The sequence below is a fragment of the Shewanella sp. 125m-7 genome, assembly GCF_052977045.1.
The window spans coordinates 1-23,446 of sequence record NZ_JBRILQ010000020.1; the positions used below are offsets into that span (position 1 = coordinate 1).

A 23,446-nucleotide genomic window follows, 5' to 3' on the forward strand; every position below is an offset into this window, starting at 1 on the left:
TCATTCTCATTTGCAAGCTTTATCGCAGCGTTTTTTCACATTCTATGCGTTTCTTTACTTGAGACTCATACCTCAATCTCTTACCTGCCTGCTTATACGTGCTTTTGCAGGTGTAGCTTATTCTGGCTATGGTTTTGTGCATCGCTAACCATAGCAGTAATCTGATATTGATTACTGATCAGCATGTTTAGCATGCTAGGGAAACAGTTACGGGTTTTAACGTCGATACGTTGATAGCCCTGCTCAGTCGCCCAGCGCTCTTGGTATTCAAGTAAGCTCTTGGCTAAGCCTAGACCACGAAAATCAGGCGTTACACCCCCTAGCCAGCTGTAGAACACTTGGTCATCAGTTTGGTAGCCAAGCTTAAAACCGGCAATTTCACCTTCGACTTTAGCAATAAGCAATAATGCTGGACCAGCAAGCAGTCGCTGACGGATCTCTTGGCTGGCGTAGCCTTGCTCAAATTCAGGAATAGCTGAATAGACAGTCTGGATCTGCTCAAGCACTTCAGGCGTAAACTCAGTTACGGCTTCAATTTCAATGGTGTACATTTCTGACTCTCAATAACATCGCCAGTTCACCCAGTAATACAACCAAACCATTGGCTGAAAGGTGAACGAATTGGCGAAATTATAACAGGTCCGTCCAGTTGTTGTTAAGCGTTAACTGCCGTTAGATGGCGGTTTTGCGAGCCGAATCTTGTAAGATCTTATCTTGTAAGAACTTTAATAGCAGACCGTATACAGGCAAGAACAGGCCTAAACTAACAATTAGCTTAAATCCGTAATCGACAGTGGCAATTTCAGGCCAGTGCGTCGCCATAAACTCATCTGTTGAAGCATAGAAAGCGAGACCGAAGAACACGATCGTGTCGATAAGGTTGCCGACGATAGTCGACGCCGATGGTGCTACCCACCAAGATTTGGTTTCTCTGAGCTTGGCAAATACAAAAATATCCATCAGCTGGCCAACTAGATAGGCGGCAAAGCTTGCGAAAGCGATTCTGAATACAAAGTTATTGAACTCAAGTAATGCTTCGGCGCCTTGAAAGCTACCTTGATGAAAAACCACGCCCATTAAGTACGAGATGATCAGTGCCGGTAACATGGCGAGGAAGATAATCTTTCTGGCGGCTTGCTGACCAAATATGCGCACGGTGAGATCGGTCGCTAGATAGACAAAGGGAAAGCTAAATGCGCCCCAGGTAGTGTGGAAGCCAAATATCTGAAAGGGGAGTTGTACAAGGTAGTTACTCGCACAAATAATAACAATATGAAAGCCTGCTAATAGCAGTAATGCACGGCGAAGCTGTGCAGGGGTCAACATCAACATCTTGTGGCCTTTTTAAATAAATCGGGCGGGGTTAGGGAACCCGCAATAGCGATCGTCGCTATAATTTTACAATTTTTGGTTAAACATAATGGTTTGCCCCCTATCGATATAGGGGGCGCAAATTATAGAGCAGATTTTTATTTGAGCAAGTGCAAATCTCAGCAGCATAATAATTTCTGCTGCTGAGCATGGTCAGCGGTAGGAGGCGTGGCGCTATAACTCAGTTAAGATAGATAAAATGGTGGTGAGCTTGTTCTCAAGCTCGGTCCATTCTTTATCGGCTTCGGAGCCTGCAACAATACCCGCGCCGGCAAATAGATTGATGCGGCCAGGCTCAATTAAGGCGCTGCGTATTGCTACGGCAAACTCACTTTCATACTTATTGAAATAGCCGCACGCTCCGGCATACCAGCCTCTAACGTAGCCTTCTTGCTGGCGAATAAAGTTCATCGCCGACTCTTTCGGTAAACCGCCTACCGCAGGCGTTGGATGCAGCGCCTGGATCAGCTGAAAGTCATTCACGCCGGGCTTTAGTTCGGCACGAATAGAGCGGTGCAGATGCTGAATATGGCTGAGCTTAAATATCGTTGGGGTTTCATCTGCGCCCACATAATTACTTAATGGGTTGAGAACATTAACGATGTGCTGCCTAACAAGCTGATTTTCATGACTATTCTTTGTATCATCAAGTAGCGCCTGCGCTAGCTCTTTGTCTTCTTCTTGGTTTAGCCCACGAACCGTTGTGCCTGCGAGTGCCTCGGTGAACAGTTCACGTTGACGACGACGATACAAGCGCTCAGGAGTACAAGAGATAAAGGTACTGTCTGGGCTAAACTGAAAACCAAATTGAAAGCTGTTTGGATTACGCCCTTGCCAGCAGGCAAGTAACATCCAAGGATCGACAACTTCGTTGATCTCAAGCTGAGTCACGCGTGACAAGACCACTTTTGGCGTGTCTTCAATAAATTTTGGATGGGTGACCCGGTTAACCAGTTCATTCCAACGGTATCTATCGGGTCTATCGCTGCGTCCCATCAACGCCACCTTATTAGGAGGCGTCAGTGGTTTAGGGGCATCGAGTGCCTGTAGCGATTGTAGGGCGTTATCAATTTCAAGCGTAAACTCAGACTCGGTAAAGTTGAGATTGACCAGCAATTTGTATTCATTACCACTACGACGCAGTTCGATGCGAGGCAGAATAAAATGTGCTTTACCAAATTCAGGCCAGCTCTCATTGCGGCGATCAAATGCCACGCCGCCATAATAACGGATCTCTTGGTTACTGCTGAGGGCTCTTTGTTTTTGATATTCAGCCGATAGCTCAGCGTCATCTACGTCATCATCAAAGAAAAAGTCTTTACAGCTACCAATGGCTGCCACTTCCTCTTGGGTATCACGTCCCTTCCAATACACTCTTGGGTAAGTGGTTTGCGCGGCTAACCAGGCAATAACCGGAATTGGCGACACCACCACTGACAGCTGCACAATGGGATCGCTGTTTGGTTGGAGGGTAAAGGATTTGATTTTGTCGGTTAAAGACTTAATAGCTTGAGGCAGCATGGGGATGGTCAATAAGTACTCCAAACAAATATCATTAGGGCTTGCTTAGAGGAGCTGCCTCTAATTGGGATACACCCATCGCACAGTGGTAATAAGAATCTTTACCACAAACTAATAGTCTGAGCATACCGTGTCAAGTCGATTACTCTACCTGTGTGAGCTTCCACTGACTATTTTATCAGCATGGTTTAGATTTAACCGAAAATCATTGCATTATTCCTTAGTAATAACCAGTTAGCCATTATCGATACCGCGTGTGTGATTTTTAATCTGCGACATTCGTGCCCCCTTTTGTCCTTGCTACACAAAGTGTGGGTCAATTTGTCTGCCACTGTATTGTAACTCTCCCCTTAAAGTTAAAATTAGTCGATCTAAGTTTGTTTTATGATTTTATTAGCTTGAGTGATAGCCAGTGCTTTATTAAAAATAGCGGAAAACAGATCGTTAGGATGATGAAACTAGATGAAAACTAAAAAAAATGTGCTAAAAGTATCCACATTAGCACTGGCGATGAGCTTAGCGTATCAAGTTCAAGCTGATGAACTTGAGCGAAACCCTATTCTCGACGTAACAGAAGTGATTGTGGTTCACGGTGAACGTGCTTCTGTGACTGAAGCCGCTACTACGAACTGGAGCATAGATGCTGATGAGATTAAAGCATCAGGCGCGCAGAGCTTAGATCAAGTTCTTCAAAATGTACCTGGTGTCTATGTCAGAACGGGGGCTGCAGGCATTCCACGTGTTGATATTCGCGGATTAAAAACACGCCATATTACGTTCTTAATTAACGGTGTTCCAGCAAGTAGCACTGAAGATGGTCAGTTTGATCCCACTGTTATCCCAACCAATCAAATCGCCCGAGTTGAAGTGTCAGTCGGTCCGACATCTGTGTTGTATGGCCCAGGTGGCAGCGCAGGTGTGATCAATATTATTACCAAGCAAGGTGATGAATCATCTGCGCTGTCAGGTAAAGTTGAATCAGCAGCTGACAACACCCTTAACGCAGATATAAGTGCAGCGGGTTCTGGTGAAAACTGGCAAGGTATTATGAGTGTCACGCATCAAGAAACAGATGGCACTCCTATGTCAGATGATTTTGAAGATACGCGTAATCAAGTCGGTGATGTACGCTTTAATTCGGACAGAAAATTAACTAACTATTATGCTCAAGGTAGTTATTTCATCAATGATTCAACGAAGCTGATGGCAAACTACAGTCAACGCGATGGTAAGTGGGGACTATCACCCACAGTAGATCGTAAGAAAACCCCATCAAGAGTTGAAGATTATAACGAGCAAAGCATCCAGTTCGGTGCGGCTCATGAAATAAATAACGCACAGACATTACGTGGTTTTATTTATTATAATCAGACTGATATGGTTGAAAACTTTTATAACCATAAAATGAATAATTTAAATAGTATTGTTGACAGTACTTCGAAAGTCAGTGGCACTAATATTCAATTTATTAACGAATTTGAGTATGGCGCTGTATTAACGACGTCAGTGATTGTAGAAAAGCAAGATTGGTTCTCTCACACCAATAAACTACGCAGTACTAAAGGTTCTGGCGGTGGCACTGGCGGTGGTCAAGGTGGCCCTAGCGATATTGACGAAAGCATCATTATTTATACCGGTGCTGCTGAATACCAATATCAACACGATGGTGAGTATGGTTACAGCTTAGGCGCGGCCGTACATAATTACGATCGTGATAGTAATAGCGAAACTGATTTTTCAGCACAAGCATCTGCATTTTATCAAATCACTGATTCAAGTCGTATTCATACTGGTATAGCACAAAAAGTACGTTACCCATCAATTAGCGATTTATACGCGACGACTAGCGGTAATATGGAACTTAAAGCTGAGGTTGCTCATCAGTTTGAACTTGGGTTACAGCAATCTTTACCTTTTGATAGTCAATTAGATATTAGTAGCTATGTTACCGACGCAAACGATTACATCGCTAAAGATGATATGAACCAAGAGCAAAATATTGGTGATTATCGCTTTATGGGTGTTGATTTACAGATGACAAATCAATATTTCGATAGCCTCGGGTTAACGTTTGCTTATAGCTACATAGACACAGAAGATCGTACCACGAATGAACGTTTACAATACCGCCCTACTCACAATCTTCGCTTTCAAGCGAGTTATGATTTCTCCTTTGGTTTAACGACGCGCTTAGATGCTGAACGCATCATTGATCAAGTGAACGGTAAAGGTGTTCAATTAAATAATTACACCTTAGTCGATCTAAGTTTGAGTCAAAATATTTGGCATGAAAATTTAGAGTTATATGTCCGAGCAACGAACTTATTTGATGAGCTTTATTATCAAAGCGACTTTATGCCACAAGCGGGTCGTCAGGTCTTCGTCGGCATTAACTGGCAGATCTAGATCGTTCGGGGAAGAGTATGAAACTCATAGCGCTAGAAGGGATTCATTTTGGCTATGGATCAAACCAAAGCGAGATCTTGGACGATCTCAATTTGGTGGTTAATCAAGGTGAGTGTCACTGCATTAATGGACCAACAGGCTCGGGAAAATCGAGCTTGTTGCACTTGATGGCAGGCGAACTTTCTCGGCCTTATGAGGGGGACGTGTATCGTCACCCTTCATTGCTGGTTGGTTTGGTGATGCAAGATCCGAACGTACAAGTCTTGCGCCAAAGTGTTGGGGCTGAAATTGCCTTTGCGTTGGAAAACTTAGGCGTTGCATCTGAGCTAATGGTCGAAAAAGTGCAGCAGTCGTTAAGACGAGTGGGCTTGTACATTAGTTTAGATACCCCAGTTGATGTTTTATCGCTTGGGCAGAAATATCGTTTGATGATGGCGGCACAATTAGTGTTTAAACCATCGCTATTATTGCTGGATGAACCATGGGCCCAGCTCGATGATAAAGGTGTTAGAGAGCTCTATAACGTTCTGAAAATATTGTTGAGTGACGGTGTTGCGGTTGTCATGGTTGAGCATAACCCCGAAGCGTTTTCGGGCTTAGTCGATTATCTGTGGTTACTGCAGGACGGCGGGCTAGAAGCAGGGCCCCTACCTGTCGGTAAAGCGCTAACCACTTTCGCTATCGAGACCAATATTGAGCCTGCGCGTACTCGCGGGGCGATTCGCCGCATTAAACCCAGCATCAGCAATAAAGACTGTGAGTGCTTAATCACGATCCAGCCCCACGAGTTTAGGTTTTTAGATCAAGACAGCTTATTTCATTGCCAACAAAGCTTGTCGCTTTATCGCGGCGAAGTCATAGCCTTAGTGGGTGACAATGGTGCTGGTAAAAGTAGTTTGCTCAAAACTCTGGCTGGTATTCAGGCCAATACTCCAACCTTGCCTATCTCTGTATTAGGTAAGCGGCCGCAGCTGGGGATTTATGGCTCACAACTTGGCCTATTGATGCAACGCCCCAATCGGCAGTTGTTTGAGCAAAGCGTACTGAGCGAGCTGCAATTTAGTTTAAAGCGTTTCAAACTACCTTTAGCTCGCGCAGAACATATTTTACAAACACTAGAATTAACTCATCTTGGAGAGCGTTCGCCGCATAAGTTGTCCTATGGTCAGCAGCATATTATCGCGCTAGCCTCTCTGGTCTGCTTGCGGCCAAAGCTGCTGTTGCTTGATGACCCGTTTGCAGGGCTCGATAAGCAGCACGTAGAGAAAGTGGTGCTGTTATTGCAGCAATTAAGCGCCCAAGGCTGTGGGATCTTGCTTACTAGCCATCGTCGTGTCCCCACTTTTGAGGTCGATAACTACTGGCTGATCGAGTCTGGAAAACTGGTAGATGGATCAGGACATATTGAGCAGTTGAATGTGGGCTAAACATCGCATGGGCCGGAGTGCCAACAAGCCTTCAGGGTCTATTCGTTCAAACTCGATGCTTAGCACCACTCAATACTGCGCGTTGGCATTAATACTGAGCTTAGTACTGTCGAGCTGCGCCTTTTTCCTCCCCAATAGTGCGCTTGGCTGGTTGGTGCTGGCAGATCTGTTGTTGGTCGTGCACGGTTTATATCTCAAGAACAAGATCACCGCTCTGCTGAGGCTTGGCCTAGTGCAGTTAGCGCTAACCGTACCTCTCTATTATCTGCTCCATGGTGAAGCACAGTTGCTCGATGGTGTGATAGTGGTGCTACGAGTGTTCTTGGCCATGTTGCCCGGCTGGTGGCTATCGAGCACCCAAAGCCCTGAACGTTTAGGTGAGGTGCTCAGTTGGGGCTTACCCGCTAAATGGGCATTTGTGATCGCCGCATCAATCGGTTTGCTGCCCTATATGTTGCAAGAAACTAAAGAAATTTATGCAATTCAGTGCTTACGCGGGGCAAACATAACGCCTAAAGCACTGAGGAATCCCCAAAACTGGCCAGAGCTTATCTACTGTGTAGTGCTGCCAGTGCTTATTCAGCTACTAAAGCTATCAAAACAGATGGCAAAAGCAGCCAAGTTACGCCATTTCGGTAAAGTTAATCAGCCAACCCATTGGCCTGCAACAAAGGAAGATAAATGAAATCTCCATTTGACCTACAAGATGCCCTGTTTATTGGATTTTGCGCCACCTTACTGGTGGTGCTCAAAAGCATGTTACGTCTAAAGCTAGGCTTGAGCGGTCACTCCATGTTTTTGATGACCTTCTTCTATCTGATTTGCTACGGCGCCGTGGGGCGGGTGGGTTGCATTACCGCCTGCGGTTTACTGGCAGGGTTAGTCGCTATGATGCTCAGTGTGGGCAAAGGTGGGCCGATGATCTTGCTTAAATTCGGCTTACCTGCAATGGCGATGGATCTCGCGTTACTGGTGATGTCGGGCTTATTTAGTCTGCGCTGGCAAAGCATTATTTTGGCATTGGTCGCTTGTCTAGCGTGGGCGGGTAAAGGTTGGCTAGGTAATTTGCTGGCCGGAATGAGTGGCCAAGTTGCGCTGGCGCAATTTGGACTGAGTTTCATACAAGGCGGGGTATTTGCCACTGCAGCGGCATTGCTCGTGCCCACGGTATTAAAACGGTTACATGCCCATGATCTGCTGCATAGAAGCCAGATTGACGATAAATAGTGTGTTTGTCGGTATTGAGATAAACAACACCAGCAACTAAAAAAGGGTTTTAGATGAAAGCTTGGTTAATTTGTATTGATGACACCGATGATATCGGAACGAAGGGAACTGGAGAGATTGCCGAAGAGATTGCGGCAAAACTCGCCCCCGCGTCGTTAACTGGGGATGATAAAGCCCCCGTTAGTCGCATGGTGACCCGTCATCAACTGTTTGTACATCCCGATATTCCTTATACCTCGCATAATAGTGCCATGTGTTTTCAGATTGCTACAAGCTTGAGCTTTAATGAGATTAAAGCCATCTGTATTGCGCATTTAAAGCAAGAATCGGCGGCGGCATCCGATCCCGGTTTAGCCATCTTAGATCTTGCCTCCAGCTATGACATCCAGCAGTTAATCGCCTTTGGTCAGCAAGCTAAAGTTGAGGTAAAAACCAAACAGCAGGCTTACACCTTGGCAGAAGTGCTAGGCATTGATTTGTCAGAGCATGGTGGTACGGGCCAAGGCGTCATTGGCGCAGTTGCAGGATTAGGTCTACGACTGAGTGGGCAAGATGGCCGGGTAAAAGGCCAGTTAAAACTAGGGCAGACCACTGATGAATCTGAAGCGATTGAGCTGAGCGTTGCAGAAGTCCTTGCCCGTACGGGATTGGAGGCGGTGATCTCCGTAGAGGGTGACAAGCTAGCGGTGGATCAAGTATTAACACTTAAAGGCAAGATCAAAGCGGTATTTACCCAATATCAGTTTGCCTTATTAGTGAGCCGTGATGCAGGCCGCTGGGTCAATGCCACTAAACAACAATTAAAGCCGTACTAATTTTCATACCGTTTAGGATAATAGGAGGGGACATGCAGCAGTGGTTTACCCATGTCGATGGCTTATGGCAGTTTAAGTTTGGCATTGAAGACTATCTTCCAGCCCGCGCCGCCGCAGCCCGTTGCGAGGTGTTTCTTAGTGATGATGAAGATGAGCATACCGATAATGTTGCTCGCTCTTGCTACAACTGTATGTATCGTCGTTGGCAACCGATGAGCTTTCAATGCCATAAGCGGCGCGCCGAATAACAGCAAACATTAATATTAGTGGTAGGAAATTATTTTTTATTGCCATTTGAGGCCTATTTGTTGTGCATTAGCGAATATTAATTAACTTTGTCTATGGTGATTTAACAGTTCAGAGAATAGAATAGCCGGCTTCTTACAGAAAATAACAAGATGGGCTCCGTGTAATCCGGGCCACAACATCAAACTTCTGCAAAGGGTACGGTGGCTATTTTGTTGCTGTATTAAAGGTTTAATCATCCGGGGACCGAAGAGATAATGGGTGATTCATTCGAATCAAATGGCTTGATAAAGATACCTGTTTCAAAGTTGAAAGTAGGCATGTTTGTTGAGGCCATAGACAAAAGTAACAGCCAGGTTAATATTGCGAGTGCAGGGCAAATTCGCAGTGCCGAAGCCATTTTAAGACTACATAAGAGCCAAGTGACTCATGTGTGGGTTAATGCTGAGCGTTCAGAACCTAGCTTAGGTTTAGGGCGAGCGACTGCTGCACCTAAAACTCTACCGAAAAAAGTCAGTGTCGAACGCGCTACAACTCAAAAACAAGCTAAAGAATTAATGCTTGAGGCGAAAGACCTGATCCGCAAAGTGCTGTCTGAAACTTTTGAAGGCAAAGCAATCGAAGTTAAGCCCTTTGAAGCGTTAGCCGACAATATGATTGAGTCGGTAATGCTCGATGCTGATGCACTTAAGTGCGTATCAGCACTGCGCTCTAAAGACGTGTATTTGCTTGAACATTCGATTAATGTTGCCTTTTTGCTGGTGACTTTTGGCCGCTATTTAGACTTTGATACCGACATGCTACGGCAGATGGCTGTTGGTGGGATTTTACATGATATTGGCAAGATTAAAGTCGATAGTGAGATTCTAAATAAGCCGGGTAAATTAACGGCCGAAGAGTTTGAACACGTTAAGCGGCATCAAACCTATGCCGTGGAGATCATGGGACAGACCAAAGGGTTATCTCAGGTCAGTAAAGATATTAGTTTGATGCACCATGAAAAACTTGACGGCAATGGCTATCCTCGCGGGCTAAAAGGCGATGAAATTCCAATCCATGGGCGTATGAGCTGTATTGTCGATATCTTCGATGCATTAACTGCGACCCGCTGTTATAAAGAAGCCATGAGCCCGGCTGCTGCCTTTAAGATCCTACTCAGTTTGACGCCATTCCACTTAGATCAAAAGTTAGTTTATGAGTTTATCCGCTGCATTGGCGTATATCCGGTGGGCTCATTAGTACAGCTGTCTGATGGCCGTATTGGCATAGTATGGGAATCTAAAGGGCGCGATGCGCTGCACCCTAAGGTGAAGTGTTTTTACTCGATGAAGCACAAATGCTACACCAAGGTGGAGATTGTCGATCTGCTGAGATCATCATTTAATATCGAAAAGGGCATATCCCCAAGTAGCTTGGATATCGATCCGACACAATTCTACTAGTGATGAGTCGGGTTTAGCGAATATCAAGCGTCCTTAATTGGGCGCTTTCTATTTTCAGCACTAAACCTTTAACTTGAGAAATGGGCTTGCCATTACTCATTCTGAGCTGGTATTAGATCCCACTACGCCGCATAGTTTGAGCCAGCTCTATTTTTGATGAACGATTCCTAAATTGACTTAATAATCATTGAATTAATCCTATTTACTCGGCACTAAGCTAAGTCTAACTAGGCAAAACCAAACACGTTATATGATGGGGGATTTCAATGCAACGTAGGCAATTTTTACAAGTCAGTAGCGCGCTATTAGCCAGCAGTGTGCTTAGCACCAGTGTGCAGGCCAGCTCGGCAACAACGCCGCCTTTTAGCCGCGGTAAATACCGCATACTGGCACTGGTGTTTGATGACTACGAAACCCTAGACTTACACGGCCCAGTTGAGATGCTAGGCCATATGCCCAATACCGAGATAAAGCTTGTGGCCACCAAAGAGATCGTCAAAAGTTATCAGGGACCGCGAGTGGTTGCCGATTGCTTAACAACAGACACTTATGACTGCGATCTGCTATTAATTCCTGGTGGATTAGGTACTCGTCCATTAGTTAGCGATACAGCACTGCGCCAATGGCTGGTGGCGCAGGTGGCGCGCAGTCAAAACGTATTCACTATTTGTACTGGCACGGCGTTACTTGCTATGACCTCAGTACTGAATGGACGCAAAGCCACCACTAACAAAATGGCGTTTCAATGGGTGACATCACTAAACGATAATCCACAGTGGCAGGCTAAAGCGCGTTGGGTATTAGACGGTAAGTTTTTAACTTCATCAGGGGTGTCAGCTGGTACCGATGCAGCCTTGTTTTGGGTCAAGCACCTGCATGGCGAACTGGAAGCTAAGCGGATCCAAACGCTAACCGAATATAACTGGATTGAAGACCCGAATAACGATCCTTACGCAGTAAGCTAACCGATACTGAATTAACAGCTTTATAAGTAAATCATCTAGCCTTAGCTGATATTGCTATTTATTAGTAATAAAGGATCTTGGCGAGTCAGCGAGTTAGTCACAATAATAGTCATACATTCAGACTGCCAAAAAGGGGAGATTACATTGAATAACTGGCTAATATTATTGTGTTGTGTGGTGTTAATTACAGCCTCTTTGCTAACGAGCGGGCTCACCCGCGCCTTAATCGACTTAGGCGCTTTTAGCTGCTTGCTTGGTTTACTATTTTGGCGAAACAATGACAAAAAACAGCGCTCATAGGCGCCAATACCATTAACTTAAGGTGGTTACTCAGAAAAGTCTTATGACTTTGAAAGATACGAATGGACCACAGAGGACACGAAGAGCACGAAGAAAAGCCACTCTAAGCTTTTTCTTTTCTTCGTGCCCTCCGTGTAGCAAACGTAGTGAGCGCTTCGTGGTTTATGGCCTGTAAAGCAAAGAGCCCTGTTTTTATATAGGTATTATCGCTAAATGAGAGTCTTGATAGTTAGTGGCTTGCCAGAATATATGCCAGCGAGCTACTGCCGATAGCTAACCACAGCAGTACACCTAAAATGAGTGGCTTAGGGCCAGTCGATTTCATTTTCTTAATCGTAATACCTGCACCAATCAAGAACAGACACACTACCAATAAGCGTTTTGATGCCTCAAATATTGCCCCGTACACGACTTCGCCTTGCGGCAACCAGTGCGCAATCGCAATCGCTAAGCAGTAAAAGCCAATAAAGTAGGGGATAGCAATCTTATTTTTATCGCCTTTAAACAACATGGCACTGATGAGTGCGATTGGAATGATCCACAGGGCTCTAGCCAGCTTAATCGTGGTTGCTGTGGTTAGTGCCTCACTGCCATAAGCAGAAGCCGCGCCCACCACCGATGAGGTATCGTGAATCGCAATTGCGCTCCAAACCCCAAAATCATGTTGGCTCATCGATAACGCATGGCCGATGGCCGGAAACACAAACAGCGCAATGGAGTTAAGAATAAATACAGTGGCTAAGGCAATGGCCGTTTGTTCACTGCTGGCTCTAATCGCTGGCGACACTGCAGCAATGGCGCTACCGCCACAAATAGCGGTGCCAGAGGCAATTAGGTGGCCGGTTTTATGATCTAGCTTGAGTAGGCGCGTTAAGGCAAAACCTAAAATCAGGGTAAAAATGATTGAGCCTAAGATCAGTGGCAAGTTTTGCATACTAATGCTGACAGCTGCATCAAGCTGAATGCCAAATCCAAGACCCACAATAGAGTAGGCCAGAAGCTTCTTAGTCAGCGCACCAAGATGTATTTGATCCGGCGCCCAGCCTATGCTGGCAAGTGTAAAGCCCAAAATTAGCGCCACAGGAGACGAAACTATAGGTAATAGGCAGACGAGACCTGCAATAATGAAGATTGCTAAATGGGTTTTGTTGCGGGTTTCGCTGGTCATTAGAAGGCAGTCGTATATAGCAGGTCAGCTAATAATTATAACGCTCGAACAAGATTTAATAAATTAAATAGTGTTGACGGTTGTAGTCAGCAAAATTGAATGTCTGGAAGGTTTTAGGAAAAGCTAAGACGGACGGCCTGCAGCCTAGGGAACGTGACTACGTCACTGACGGAACGCTGTGCTTACGGAAAAAAGCTAAGACGGAAAAGCATATTTTTTAGTAGGTTGGGCTTTAGCCCATCAAGCTTGGTTTATATAAAGAATTTGTCGGCATAAATGCCGACCTACAGAAAGCCGAAACGCTAAGAGATTCTGTGGGGCTGGCTTTATGCTTTTCCTAGCAGCCAACTTGTTGGCGTCCTAGCAGGTGCGTAGCACCGTTCTAGAAGCGAGCTGCCGAGCGTTCTATCTTTAATGTTGACGTCCTAGAACCTAGAACCTAGGTCATAGGTCATAGGTCCTAGCAGCGAGCTTGCGAGCGCCCTATCTTTTAATAACAAAAAAGCCGCTAATAAGCGGCTTTTTGTTATCTAAATTCGAAGAACTTATTTTGCAGTGCTGTGCATGCCTTCCCAAACGATTTGACGGTAACGGTCTGGGTTCGTGTCGCCTTCAGTGCTGAAAAGCATGATAACGGCATCTTGGTCTAGACCAAGTTGAGTGCGGTATTCGCTGTACTCTTCACGGCTAGCTAGCATGTATAGAAGACCAAGAGTGAGTGCACCAGACTCACCGCTAACAACCTTAGTGTCGCCAGCTAGTGGGTTACCAAGAACGCGCATACCTGTCGCAGTGACTTCATCTTCAACAGATGCGAAGAAGCTGCTGCACTGCTTTAGGATTGGCCAAGTCACTGGGTTAGGCTCGCCACATGCAAGACCTGCCATGATAGAGTTTAGCTCGCCAGTAACGGCAACCATTTCGCCTTTAATACCAGAGTTGTAGATACAATCAGCTTTTGCAGGCTCTGCAATAATGGTCTTGAAGTTAGCCGCGCCAACTTTGTCAGCGAAGTAGCCTAATAGACCGCCAGCCATAGCACCAACGCCAGCTTGTAGCATTAGGTGAGTTGGCTTAAGACCCATAGCTTCAACTTGCTCTTGCGCTTCAACAGCCATAGTCATATAGCCTTGCGAGATCCAAGTTGGGATCTTGTCGTAACCTTCCCAAGCGGTATCTTGTACTAGCATCCAACCGTTTTCAGTCGCAGTTTGGCTAGCAATACGTACAGTGTCGTCGTAGTTACAATCAGTAACGATACACTCAGCACCTAGATTCTTAATGCGAGTCACGCTAGCTTGCGATGAACCCTTTGGCATGTAAACCACTGCCTTTTGACCCATTTCACGTGCAGCCCAAGCCACACCTGTTCCGTGGTTACCGGCAGTTGCTGTAGCAAAAACCAATGGCGCGCTTAACTTAGCGGCAACGGTTTTCATATCAATTTCGCTGATATCCACATTTAAGTGCTCAGCTAATTGCTTACCTAAAGCGTATGAACCACCCAATACTTTAAAAGCATTGAGGCCAAAACGGTAAGATTCGTCTTTAACCAGAATCGCTTTAACACCCAAACGCGCCGCTAATTGCTCTAAAGAGATCAAGGGTGTTGGTTGGTAAGCTTCGATCTGCTGGTGGAATTGACGAGTTTTTTCAGCTACTTGAGCAGTGAAAAGATCAGACGTCTCACCGTTGAAGAAATCATTTTGAGTCAGCTTTAGCATGGTAACCACTTAAATTATGAACAAGGAGGCAGTAGTCCACTCACTAAAGGTAAGTGGACAGCAGGACTTAGTTTAAAACTAAATTATTTGATGAAGGCGATTGCTTCAACTTCTACTAGCGCATCTTTTGGAAGACGAGCAGCTTGAACACATGAGCGTGCTGGTGCTGCTTCTGTGCCAAAAACTTCAGTGTACACTTCATTGAAAACAGCGAAGTCTTCCATGTTAGCTAGGAAGCAAGTGGTCTTAAGTACTGTGTCAGTACCTGCGCCAGCTTGTTCTAGAACCGCTTTAAGGTTCTTAAGAGATTGGTAAGCTTGCTCTTTAACGCCGCCTTCAACGAAAGCCATAGTCACTGGATCAAGCGGTAGCTGACCAGAGGTGAATACTAACTTGTCGAAAGCAAGAGCTTGAGAGTATGGACCAATTGCAGCAGGAGCATTTTCAGTATGGATTACAGTTTTCATAGCGTTGTGTTCTCGATAATTAGGCTTTAAATTCACGGATGTACTTGTACACCGCATGCTTGGTAATACTTAAATGGTTAGCAACTATGTTAGTTGCTTCTTTTAATTCGAAGATACCGTTATCAAACAGCACCTTAGTAATAGCTTTATTGCGACCTTTCAGATTGACGCTGTCATCAGCTTCAACCTCAGATATCGCGTGGTTTAGCGCTTGCTCTACCACATCTCCAGCTGATGAGCTGAAGTTTTCAGTCATATCAAAACTGTGATGCTGGGTGGTATCAGGCATCAGGGTTTTGATGATCTCCGGGAACGGATAAGACAAGTTCATATTGACGCAGAACATGCCAATCGGTTTGCCGTTCTCGCCTTGTAAAATACAAGTGCTCGATTTGAGCATTTCACCGCCCTTGTTGTTACTGAAGTAACTTTTAGGGGTGACCTCACCAGTTTGTTCATACTGGCGCAGCATCTTTAAGCCTAAATCGGTGATCGGCGATCCCACTTTACGACCGGTATGGTGGCCGTTAACAATTTTCACCACCGACTGTTCAAAGCTCTCTAATGAATGAATCACAACTTCGCAGTGAGGCCCTATTAGATCGGCCATGCTTTCAGCTAAGTGGAAATAGCCTTGCAGTAGCTCACGATCTCTAGCTGTAAATTCCGTTTTGTATGCCTGTTCTGCCGCTTTGATCATTTCAGATTACTTTTGTGAACTATAGATGCCGTTATTGTCAACTTTTTGAGTTAACAATTCAAGCCTTGAATCAACTTTATGTAACTATGGGACGTTTTTTCGCGGTTTTAAGCAAGTTAAATTTAACTACGGTTTAAAATATTTGACTTTGGTCATGGTTTTTCTGTTTGACGACACATCTTGAGTTAACAGATTTTAACTATGAGATATGTGTCACATTTTTAAATTCTGCAAACAGTATGATGCGCACCAAGTTAACGATAGTTGACTAAAGCAGATTTCCGGTCACTTTAGTGACCTTTTGGCAAATAGGCCAGTTGTGTGGGATGTGGAGATAAAAATGAAAAGCATATTACAGCGTGGATTTACAACAGCAGAATTTGAAATGCGTGCAGCTAAAGCTCAGCAGAAAATGCGTGAGCTAGAAGTCGATGCGATTCTGTTAACTACTGAGCCGAATGTGCGTTACTTCTCTGGTTTCCACACTCAATTCTGGCACAGCCCGACTCGTCCATGGTTCCTAATCCTACCTGCTGAAGGTAAGCCTATTGCGGTTATTCCTGAAATTGGTGCAAGCGGTATGGCGGGCACTTGGGTTGATGACATTCGCACTTGGGCTTCACCACGTCCTGATGACGACGGTATCAGCATCGTAGCCAGCGTACTTAATAGCTTACCTTCACGCTTTGGCCGTGTGGGTGCCACGCTAGGTATTGAGTCCCACCTACGTATGCCGGTTGCTAACTACCTACAGTTAACCACATTAGTGAGTAAAGAGTTCGTTGACGTTTCACTAGCGATTCATGACATTCGCCAAGTTAAGTCAGTGACTGAAATTGAAAAAGTGCGTGAAATCTGCCGCATCACTAACGTCGGTTTCGACAAAATTCCAGGTTATGCCAAAGCGGGCATGACAGAGCGTCAAATCTGTAAGCAGTTCGGTATCGACATGCTGATGGAAGGCGCAGACGAATGTCCATACATCATCGCAGGTTCAGGCCAAGACGGTTACGACAGCATCATCATGGGTCCAACTGACCGCATCATCGAAAGTGGCGATGTGCTAATCATCGACACCGGTGCAGTACGTGACGGTTACTTCTCAGATTTTGACCGTAACTGGGCCTTCGGCCATGCAAGCGAGCAAACTAAAGCGGCTTACCGTGCAACGTATGAAGCAACCAGTATGGGCTTTGAAGCTGCGCGTCCAGGTAACACCACTTCAGATATCTATAACGCAATGTGGAAAGTACTAGAAGCAAACGGCGCATTGGGTAACGACGTGGGTCGTCTAGGTCACGGTCTAGGTATCGAGCTAACAGAGCGTCCATCAAACACGGCCACAGACAACACAATATTAGTACCAGGCATGGTGATGACACTAGAGCCAGGCATGGTTTACGCACCGGGTAAATCTATGGTTCACGAAGAAAACATCGTGATCACCGAAAATGGTGCTGAGTGGCTAAGTAAGCGCGCTGAACCAGAACTATTGATTATCAAATAATTTTAATAGCCATTGATTTCTCTGGAGGGGACTGGGGAAATCATTACTAAAGAGCATCTCACTATGATGAGTTTTGAAGCATTTACATCGTTTGAACAGCCGCTTGAGCATAAGCAGGCACCAAGAATTAATCGCGTACATATCGGTCTAGTGCAGTTAAGCACAGACCACAGCCTAGAGATGGATTGGGCTAAGTTATTAGGTACACAAGCAGGCGTGTTTAGTTCTCGCGTGTTTTACTCAAGCGAAATGACACCAGAAGCACTTGATCAAATCGCTAGCGGAATCGTTGAAGCGTCTGACTTGATTGCTACTGGTTTGCCAATGGATGTAATGGCATTTGGTTGCACATCAGCTTCAATCATTATCGGCGAAGAGAAAGTAGCGGGCCTACTGACTCAAAACCGTGGTGACATTCCAGCGACCAACCCATGGACAGCGGCTAAAGCGTCATTCAAGCACTTAAATGCAAAAAAGATTGCCGTGTTCTCTCCATACCCAACGAGTGTTAACTACCCGCTATATCAGCAGCTAACAGATGCCGACTTCGATGTAGTGACATTAGGTTCATTGGGCATCGAACGCGACACCGACATCACCCTAGTCGCTAAAGAATCTATGTTCGCAGCACTTGAGTTGATGCTTAAAGATTCAGACGCAGAATTGGTATTTATGTCATGCACTAACTTACGTGTGCTTGATTATATCGAAGAGATCGAAGCCAAGTTTAGCATTCCAGTAGTGTGCAGCAACTCTGCCATGTTCTGGCATGCAATGCACCTGACTGGCAACGTAGCTATGTGTCCAGGCTACGGCAAACTACTTAACAATCAAACAGCTTAAGCTGTTGACTACCAAACATAAATTGTTGGAAAAATAATAATGACTAATACACAGAAAGGTTGGATGGCTGCGGTTTTCGTTGGTCTGTTATGGGGTATCCCGTGGATTGTTGGTACACCTATTCTTGAGGTGATGGATCCGCAAGTACTCGTTTGGTTACGTTACACAGTAGCATTTATTACACTAGGTTTGATTTTCAACATCGGTCTTGCAACTGGCAAGATGAAGAAAAAAACTGATTTTAAACTTAACTGGGCAAACCGTAAGGACATCTTCTGGGCTGCATGTTGCGGTATCATTGGTCAAGGTTCTTTCAGCTTCCTATCATTCCTTTCTTTGGATTATATTACCGCTTCTGAAAACGGCGTGATCCAAGGTTTGATCCCAATTCTAATCTTAAGTGTGGGCTTCTTACGTCACGGTGAGCGTTTCACTGTTATGCAAATCATGTGTGCGCTAGGTGCTTTCCTCGGTGTGGCGATTCTAGTGATGGACCCACAGTCAGAGACTCAAGGTTTCAATATTGGTCACCTGATCTGTTTCGGCTCTGCAGCAAGCTTTGCAACAATGGCTTATGCTCGTGCCAAGCTAGCAGAAAAATACGGTTCAGTTGCGACTATGTTCCACCAGTTTGTATTCGCTGCACTCGGTTTTGGTTTGTACCTGTTCGTTGTTGGCGCTGACTTTAGCTCTGCATTGAATGTATTTAGCTCACCACTACGCATTATGTGTATCGTTATCTTAGGTGTATGTATCTCTGGTATGAGCTACCTAGTTTACATCTACGGTATGGAGCGTGTAGGTGTTGACGGTACGGGTATGGCGCTAAACCTAATGCCACTGTCTTCATTCATTCTAGCGGTATTTGCACTAGGTGAGCAGGTAACACCGATGCGCTTAATTGCAATCGCAGTGGTAATTACTTCGATGATTGCCTTCATGAGACTAGGCAATAAGAACAAGGTAAAAGCTGAAGAAGTTGAAGCTGAGTTGCCTATCGCACCTAAGCCATGTCGCAGTCAGTAACTGATTAATTCAGTTAGTAAATAAAAACCATTTTTGCAACCGGTGACCTAGTCACCGGTTGTTGTTACAAGAGATAAAGAATATGAATATCGAGCAAAAAGTAATTGAGTGGCGTCATCACATTCACCAGCACCCAGAGTTTGGTACCCAAGAGCACGAGACTGCAGCATTTGTAGCAAGCAAACTAGAAGAGTTTGGCATTGAAGTGCACACAGGTATCGGCGGCACAGGCGTTGTGGGTATCTTAAAGTGTGGTGACAGCGAGCGTTCAATCGGTCTACGTGCCGATATGGACGCCCTACATATTCATGAAGAAAATACCTTTGATTACGCATCAGTAAACACTGGCGCCATGCACGCTTGTGGTCACGATGGTCACACGGCAATGCTACTGGCTGCAGCGCATGAGCTAGCACAAACTAAAAACTTCGATGGCACGGTTTACTTCATCTTCCAACCAGATGAAGAGCGTGGCACAGGCGCTAAAGCGATGATCGCTGACGGCCTATTCACCCGTTGGAAAATCGACGCTGTTTACGCCATGCACAACCTACCGGGTATTGAAGCCGGTCACTTTGTGACGCGCCCTCACTCAGTAATGGCGAGCGAAAGCAGCTTCGAAATCGAAGTACTAGCAACGGGCGGCCACGCGGCAATGCCACACATGGGGACTGACCCAATCGTTGTTGGCGCGCAAATCGTGACTGCAATCCAAACCATCGTTTCGCGTAACCTAAGCGCGATTGACGAAACTGCGGTTATCTCGGTCACTGAATTTGCCACTAACGGTACGGTTAACGTTATCCCAACTAAAGTGACTATCACGGGCGATACGCGTAGCTTTACCGATGGCGCACTGCACAAGATTGAAAAAGCGCTTGAGCGTGTGGTTGCGGGTCAGTGTATGTCTGCAGGCGTTGATTACACTTACAAGTTCAACAACAGCTTCTTATCGACGATTAACACGCCAGATGAAACCGCTTATGCGATTCGCGCTGCTGAGACAGTTGTTGGCGAAGATAAAGTTAACGGCAGCTGCCAGCCATTTACCATCAGTGAAGACTTCTCGTTCATGCTACGTGAAGCGCCAGGTTGTTACATCCTAGTGGGTAACGGCGCAGGCTGTGGTTGCGGTAGCGTAGCGCTACACAAGCCAACTTACGACTTTAACGACAATATCTTAGTATCTGGTCTGAGATACTGGCAGACGCTTGTTGAACAGTGTTTGGCTAAGTAATTTGCACATTACTTGATGGTGCTGATTAACGCTTAAGGCTGTGTTTTAAGTTAGTGTTTTGAGGTTAAGGGTTAGCATTGTTAATTAATCATGCTGAGATTAAGAAGGCTATGAGCTTAGGTTCATAGCCTTTTTTGTTGCTTGGTTTTGCGCCAAGCGGGCGCAAGGGGAGGAGTTAGACTTCGTCTAACGACTAAAGCAATCAAACTTCGTTTGATAATTCTATCAGGCTGCGCCTGACTTCTAAGTTAGACTGCGTCTAACAACTAAAGTCGTGGGATTCCATCCCATATCAAGCTTAAAGATTTAAGCGAATCAAGCTGCGCTTGATAAAGGTCGTGAGCTTCCAGCTCACACTCGGGCAAAAGGGGGACAACAGCTTCCCCCTCTTGCATCACCCGAGCCGCCCCGACGAAGTTGTTGATCCTCATACTTATGGATAAATCACTAACGCTTCCGATGGGGCATCCTGCCCCGCGAAAGCTAACCCGACATCCCTGTCGGGCTCACGTGATTTATTCCAACGTACTTCGGCAACTTCGATGGGGATTGGTGTTTTCTGCAAGTAAATTATTTTGATTTAGCTTACTAATTCTCTTGAAAATGTCTAATTAAGTCCACATGTAGATCTTATCCGTTATCTCGCGATCGGATCGTGAAAAACAGTTTGGGTCTTTTCTTTTATTATCTTTTTTAGAGAGTAATGAAATGAGAAGACGTAACCCGAATATAAATACACATTTGGCAAAAGTGGTCGAGATAGGGAAAGTGGTTTGTAACCTAATCCCATTAATACTAGAGGCGTTCAATAATGGTAATTTTTGCCTCTTAGTTGTTTATTCCATTTTTGCAGGCTATCGAATATGGAGGATGTTATCGAAGAAATCAAAGGCTAATAGTAAAAAACAAAATTGATTTTTATCAATGCGTAACGTGAAACCTAAACAGGTTAAATACGTAATTTGTAAATCTAGATATACCAAAGGATATGATTACGTTGAAATTATTTTCTAAGTAATCTGTTTTTCACTGAGAAGGCTCAGACCTTCTACTAAAGGGTAAGTATCTTGAGTAAGGCTGATATATTTGCTCTAGCGAGGATAATTGAACAATAAGCTAACCGTCACCAATCGTAATGGTCGTTCTATGGATATTGACCTGAGTAGGCTTCATTCGATGTTAATTGAAGCTAGTACTTCGCTTATGTCCAAAAGCCGCAAAGCAGGCTACGTGAACGGTAGTTCGATTGAACCTAAATTAGCCCTGTTTCATAGAGCTAACTTAGCTATAGTTGAAAATGCTATTCGCGAATTAAAACAGTTTGATGGTTTAATGAATTGGCGTTTTGCGGCTATTTGTCCTTTAGAAATAGTAAAAACTATCATTTCTAGGCACATATGGTTAGAAAAGCTGACGGGGTTAAATGTCAGTATTTTAGGCTTGCTAAAACAGATAATTTGGCGATATCTGTTCACTGTAAGTTATTGCTTGTTAGTTCTTGAAAGCCAGTCTTACTTTGTGCGCCCTAAAAGTCGAAGCCCGCCTTAGGGTTGAGTATTTTGTATAGTCGTAACCCTCCACAATTGCTCTCCCAACTTAAACTAAATCCTTATAAGCTCATTTTTAATTGATAGATATCTATCCTTACATGTCTAGCCTATCTTAGTCTCAATCCCGCAATCTAAGCTGACTCTTGCCGTACTTCGTGGCAAACGGCATCGCCTCTTGGGGGCTGAGGGTGAATTCGTTTTCGCAGCCGCTGCCGTTGGGTGTTTCCCATAGCTCGATGCCTTTTGGGCTGAGGGTGAGGTAGAAATAGCCTGAGCCATCTGAATTATCGCAATCCTCATAAACCTCCATATCGGCAAACAGTTTTTCGCGTAGGGCTGGTGGTAGTTGATGACGCATTTCATCAAGGGCTGCATCGTCTCTAAACCATTGCCATGGGTTGAATGCTTGGCCATCACTTAGATTGAAGCTAGTGAAAGTGCGATTGATACCGCCAGCGCCATAACCTGCTGCCCAGCGGTAAAATCGCACGCTTAACCAATGTTGGTTCATAAAATCGATTTCGGCTCCGGTTTCATCTGTGATTGGCAGGCCGGTTTGCGCCAACATTCTGCGGCGGGTTTCAAAGGTTTCTTCAAGTTGAGTCTTACTCGTTAGTTTCTGCTTTAACCATTGGTTTATTGCAGGAATGCCTGCTTGCTCACCTTTAAGTTCGAGGCCGAGTTCTGAGCCATAGCTGAGTTGGCGATAGCTAATCTGCGGAGATCCTGATAACTGAGGATTAGCTTGGTCAGAAGTAGATGACTCAGAGTCTTCATTCTCAAATGGCTGCCATTTACCACGGCTAAGTTGTGGCGCTGTTTCTAGTGGCTGGTTGAAAGCATCGCTGCTGCAGTCATTGATGCCATCAGGACTGATTTGGCGTTCAAGCGTGATCGTTAATGATTTGCTAGCAGCTGATGGCTCTTTATTGAACCAGAGCCCCGTAAGTTGCTGCTCGCTGACATTATCAAACTGCCAGAAGCCAGTTTGCTTGTCTTCTTGCCAATGGTTATCGACCTGCTCGAGTCTGATTGGCGTTAAGTAACGCTGATAGTAATAACTGCCTGTGCCGTATTCATTAAAGCAGACACGAATTTTGCTCTTGCCTAAGGTGCCTTGCCAGATCCCGCTTAAGTCATCGGCGGAAAATACTGGAAAAGCAATACTTGAAACTAGTGAAGCGAAAATACAAGGCAACATCCGAGTGTACATAGGGCTTGTCTCTGGAGGTGACTAAAAAAGCGTCAATCAAGCTGAATGATAGGCTTGAATTTAAAGCGACACATTAGCGGATTAGTGATTTTAAATCAAAGTGTTCAGCAAGAATAACCAAGACCGCTAGAATCATATACTTCAATATTTCTCGTTAATGGATCCAATTCATTACATCAAGCCTTTTGCACTTTCATGTTCGATTTTGAGCTGAAAAGGTTTCATGATTTCGGCTGGATACCCTATGTAATAATGCCTTGTCAAAGTCGCAGTACCTGTCGCTCTTGTATG

21 protein-coding genes are annotated in these 23,446 nt (G+C 45.0%); 13 read left to right on the forward strand and 8 right to left on the reverse strand.

All coding sequences use genetic code 11. The annotated features are described in order from the left end of the window. Nucleotides 1-92: 92 nt before the first annotated feature. The 3 genes from ACVBIL_RS10890 to ACVBIL_RS10900 all read right to left on the reverse strand — a co-directional run bounded on the left by ACVBIL_RS10890 (nt 93) and on the right by ACVBIL_RS10900 (nt 2,892). Nucleotides 93-551, reverse strand: a complete 459-nt coding sequence (locus tag ACVBIL_RS10890; protein WP_447167005.1) for a GNAT family N-acetyltransferase — start codon at nt 549-551, stop codon at nt 93-95. Nucleotides 552-672: 121 nt separating this feature from the next. After that, nucleotides 673-1,332: a 7-cyano-7-deazaguanine/7-aminomethyl-7-deazaguanine transporter gene (locus ACVBIL_RS10895; RefSeq protein ID WP_447167006.1), complete on the reverse strand. Its 660-nt coding sequence runs from the start codon at nt 1,330-1,332 to the stop codon at nt 673-675. A gap of 213 nt (nt 1,333-1,545) precedes the next feature. Continuing rightward, nucleotides 1,546-2,892 carry an isochorismate synthase gene (locus ACVBIL_RS10900; RefSeq protein ID WP_447167066.1) on the reverse strand — a complete coding sequence of 449 codons (1,347 nt, stop codon included), beginning with the start codon at nt 2,890-2,892 and terminating at the stop codon, nt 1,546-1,548. Between the two features lie 462 nt (nt 2,893-3,354). Here ACVBIL_RS10900 and ACVBIL_RS10905 point away from each other — a divergent pair, with 462 nt between their 5' ends. The 8 genes from ACVBIL_RS10905 (at nt 3,355) to ACVBIL_RS10940 (ending at nt 11,420) form a co-directional block, all read left to right on the forward strand. Then, nucleotides 3,355-5,298 (forward strand): TonB-dependent receptor plug domain-containing protein, encoded by a 1,944-nt coding sequence (locus tag ACVBIL_RS10905; RefSeq protein WP_447167007.1) that lies wholly within the window; start codon nt 3,355-3,357, stop codon nt 5,296-5,298. A 17-nt stretch (nt 5,299-5,315) separates the two neighbouring features. Next, nucleotides 5,316-6,725 carry an ATP-binding cassette domain-containing protein gene (locus tag ACVBIL_RS10910; protein WP_447167008.1) on the forward strand — a complete coding sequence of 470 codons (1,410 nt, stop codon included), beginning with the start codon at nt 5,316-5,318 and terminating at the stop codon, nt 6,723-6,725. Next, nucleotides 6,715-7,410, forward strand: coding sequence for an energy-coupling factor transporter transmembrane component T (locus ACVBIL_RS10915; protein WP_447167009.1), 696 nt, complete (start codon nt 6,715-6,717; stop codon nt 7,408-7,410). The genes ACVBIL_RS10910 and ACVBIL_RS10915 overlap by 11 nt, the downstream gene beginning before the upstream one ends. Continuing rightward, complete coding sequence (locus ACVBIL_RS10920) at nt 7,407-7,952, forward strand: core component of ECF transporter (RefSeq protein WP_447167010.1); 546 nt, start codon at nt 7,407-7,409, stop codon at nt 7,950-7,952. Before ACVBIL_RS10915 ends, ACVBIL_RS10920 begins: the two co-directional genes overlap by 4 nt. A gap of 53 nt (nt 7,953-8,005) precedes the next feature. Then, the gene (locus ACVBIL_RS10925) at nt 8,006-8,767 is read left to right on the forward strand and encodes a DNA-binding protein (RefSeq protein WP_447167011.1); all 762 of its coding nucleotides are present in this window, start codon (nt 8,006-8,008) and stop codon (nt 8,765-8,767) included. A 32-nt stretch (nt 8,768-8,799) separates the two neighbouring features. Beyond that, the gene (locus ACVBIL_RS10930; RefSeq protein WP_447167012.1) at nt 8,800-9,015 is read left to right on the forward strand and encodes a hypothetical protein; all 216 of its coding nucleotides are present in this window, start codon (nt 8,800-8,802) and stop codon (nt 9,013-9,015) included. Nucleotides 9,016-9,270: 255 nt separating this feature from the next. Beyond that, entirely contained in the window at nt 9,271-10,455 is a 1,185-nt protein-coding gene (locus ACVBIL_RS10935) for an HD-GYP domain-containing protein (protein WP_447167013.1), read from the forward strand. A 266-nt stretch (nt 10,456-10,721) separates the two neighbouring features. Next, entirely contained in the window at nt 10,722-11,420 is a 699-nt protein-coding gene (locus ACVBIL_RS10940; RefSeq protein ID WP_447167014.1) for a DJ-1/PfpI family protein, read from the forward strand. Between the two features lie 529 nt (nt 11,421-11,949). On the opposite strand, the gene ACVBIL_RS10945 is transcribed toward ACVBIL_RS10940, so the two are convergent. The 4 genes from ACVBIL_RS10945 to ACVBIL_RS10960 form a co-directional block, all read right to left on the reverse strand. Then, nucleotides 11,950-12,888 (reverse strand): YeiH family protein, encoded by a 939-nt coding sequence (locus ACVBIL_RS10945; protein ID WP_447167015.1) that lies wholly within the window; start codon nt 12,886-12,888, stop codon nt 11,950-11,952. A gap of 545 nt (nt 12,889-13,433) precedes the next feature. Next, a complete protein-coding gene (locus ACVBIL_RS10950) occupies nt 13,434-14,612 on the reverse strand; it encodes a diaminopropionate ammonia-lyase (RefSeq protein ID WP_447167016.1) in 1,179 nt (392 codons plus the stop codon). A gap of 83 nt (nt 14,613-14,695) precedes the next feature. Next, the gene (locus ACVBIL_RS10955; RefSeq protein WP_012157267.1) at nt 14,696-15,079 is read right to left on the reverse strand and encodes a RidA family protein; all 384 of its coding nucleotides are present in this window, start codon (nt 15,077-15,079) and stop codon (nt 14,696-14,698) included. 19 nt (nt 15,080-15,098) lie between these two features. Next, the gene (locus ACVBIL_RS10960; RefSeq protein ID WP_447167017.1) at nt 15,099-15,779 is read right to left on the reverse strand and encodes a helix-turn-helix transcriptional regulator; all 681 of its coding nucleotides are present in this window, start codon (nt 15,777-15,779) and stop codon (nt 15,099-15,101) included. A gap of 340 nt (nt 15,780-16,119) precedes the next feature. On the opposite strand from ACVBIL_RS10960, the gene ACVBIL_RS10965 reads away from it, so the two are divergent. The 5 genes from ACVBIL_RS10965 (at nt 16,120) to ACVBIL_RS10985 (ending at nt 21,940) form a co-directional block, all read left to right on the forward strand. Beyond that, nucleotides 16,120-17,286: a M24 family metallopeptidase gene (locus ACVBIL_RS10965; protein WP_447167018.1), complete on the forward strand. Its 1,167-nt coding sequence runs from the start codon at nt 16,120-16,122 to the stop codon at nt 17,284-17,286. A 63-nt stretch (nt 17,287-17,349) separates the two neighbouring features. Continuing rightward, nucleotides 17,350-18,129 carry a maleate cis-trans isomerase family protein gene (locus ACVBIL_RS10970; RefSeq protein WP_447167019.1) on the forward strand — a complete coding sequence of 260 codons (780 nt, stop codon included), beginning with the start codon at nt 17,350-17,352 and terminating at the stop codon, nt 18,127-18,129. Nucleotides 18,130-18,168: 39 nt separating this feature from the next. Next, complete coding sequence (locus ACVBIL_RS10975; protein ID WP_447167020.1) at nt 18,169-19,155, forward strand: DMT family transporter; 987 nt, start codon at nt 18,169-18,171, stop codon at nt 19,153-19,155. 82 nt (nt 19,156-19,237) lie between these two features. Then, nucleotides 19,238-20,392, forward strand: coding sequence for a M20 aminoacylase family protein (locus tag ACVBIL_RS10980; RefSeq protein ID WP_447167021.1), 1,155 nt, complete (start codon nt 19,238-19,240; stop codon nt 20,390-20,392). Between the two features lie 1,104 nt (nt 20,393-21,496). Continuing rightward, nucleotides 21,497-21,940 (forward strand): hypothetical protein, encoded by a 444-nt coding sequence (locus ACVBIL_RS10985; RefSeq protein ID WP_447167022.1) that lies wholly within the window; start codon nt 21,497-21,499, stop codon nt 21,938-21,940. 120 nt (nt 21,941-22,060) lie between these two features. Here the strand turns inward: ACVBIL_RS10985 and ACVBIL_RS10990 are convergent, their stop codons facing one another. Then, nucleotides 22,061-23,155, reverse strand: coding sequence for a hypothetical protein (locus tag ACVBIL_RS10990; RefSeq protein WP_447167023.1), 1,095 nt, complete (start codon nt 23,153-23,155; stop codon nt 22,061-22,063). Nucleotides 23,156-23,446 lie beyond the last annotated feature (291 nt).

Excerpts from the sequence above, each read along its gene's own strand:
- ACVBIL_RS10980 (WP_447167021.1), top strand. The coding sequence starts at position 19,238 with ATGAATATCGAGCAAAAAGTAATTGAGTGGCGTCATCACATTCACCAG.
- ACVBIL_RS10975 (WP_447167020.1), top strand. The coding sequence starts at position 18,169 with ATGACTAATACACAGAAAGGTTGGATGGCTGCGGTTTTCGTTGGTCTG.
- ACVBIL_RS10925 (WP_447167011.1), top strand. The coding sequence starts at position 8,006 with ATGAAAGCTTGGTTAATTTGTATTGATGACACCGATGATATCGGAACG.
- ACVBIL_RS10955 (WP_012157267.1), bottom strand. The coding sequence starts at position 15,079 with ATGAAAACTGTAATCCATACTGAAAATGCTCCTGCTGCAATTGGTCCA.
- ACVBIL_RS10945 (WP_447167015.1), bottom strand. The coding sequence starts at position 12,888 with ATGACCAGCGAAACCCGCAACAAAACCCATTTAGCAATCTTCATTATT.
- ACVBIL_RS10915 (WP_447167009.1), top strand. The coding sequence starts at position 6,715 with ATGTGGGCTAAACATCGCATGGGCCGGAGTGCCAACAAGCCTTCAGGG.
- ACVBIL_RS10970 (WP_447167019.1), top strand. The coding sequence starts at position 17,350 with ATGATGAGTTTTGAAGCATTTACATCGTTTGAACAGCCGCTTGAGCAT.
- ACVBIL_RS10990 (WP_447167023.1), bottom strand. The coding sequence starts at position 23,155 with ATGTACACTCGGATGTTGCCTTGTATTTTCGCTTCACTAGTTTCAAGT.
- ACVBIL_RS10890 (WP_447167005.1), bottom strand. The coding sequence starts at position 551 with ATGTACACCATTGAAATTGAAGCCGTAACTGAGTTTACGCCTGAAGTG.
- ACVBIL_RS10960 (WP_447167017.1), bottom strand. The coding sequence starts at position 15,779 with ATGATCAAAGCGGCAGAACAGGCATACAAAACGGAATTTACAGCTAGA.
- ACVBIL_RS10940 (WP_447167014.1), top strand. The coding sequence starts at position 10,722 with ATGCAACGTAGGCAATTTTTACAAGTCAGTAGCGCGCTATTAGCCAGC.
- ACVBIL_RS10905 (WP_447167007.1), top strand. The coding sequence starts at position 3,355 with ATGAAAACTAAAAAAAATGTGCTAAAAGTATCCACATTAGCACTGGCG.
- ACVBIL_RS10920 (WP_447167010.1), top strand. The coding sequence starts at position 7,407 with ATGAAATCTCCATTTGACCTACAAGATGCCCTGTTTATTGGATTTTGC.
- ACVBIL_RS10895 (WP_447167006.1), bottom strand. The coding sequence starts at position 1,332 with ATGTTGATGTTGACCCCTGCACAGCTTCGCCGTGCATTACTGCTATTA.
- ACVBIL_RS10910 (WP_447167008.1), top strand. The coding sequence starts at position 5,316 with ATGAAACTCATAGCGCTAGAAGGGATTCATTTTGGCTATGGATCAAAC.
- ACVBIL_RS10935 (WP_447167013.1), top strand. The coding sequence starts at position 9,271 with ATGGGTGATTCATTCGAATCAAATGGCTTGATAAAGATACCTGTTTCA.
- ACVBIL_RS10930 (WP_447167012.1), top strand. The coding sequence starts at position 8,800 with ATGCAGCAGTGGTTTACCCATGTCGATGGCTTATGGCAGTTTAAGTTT.
- ACVBIL_RS10900 (WP_447167066.1), bottom strand. The coding sequence starts at position 2,892 with ATGCTGCCTCAAGCTATTAAGTCTTTAACCGACAAAATCAAATCCTTT.
- ACVBIL_RS10965 (WP_447167018.1), top strand. The coding sequence starts at position 16,120 with ATGAAAAGCATATTACAGCGTGGATTTACAACAGCAGAATTTGAAATG.
- ACVBIL_RS10950 (WP_447167016.1), bottom strand. The coding sequence starts at position 14,612 with ATGCTAAAGCTGACTCAAAATGATTTCTTCAACGGTGAGACGTCTGAT.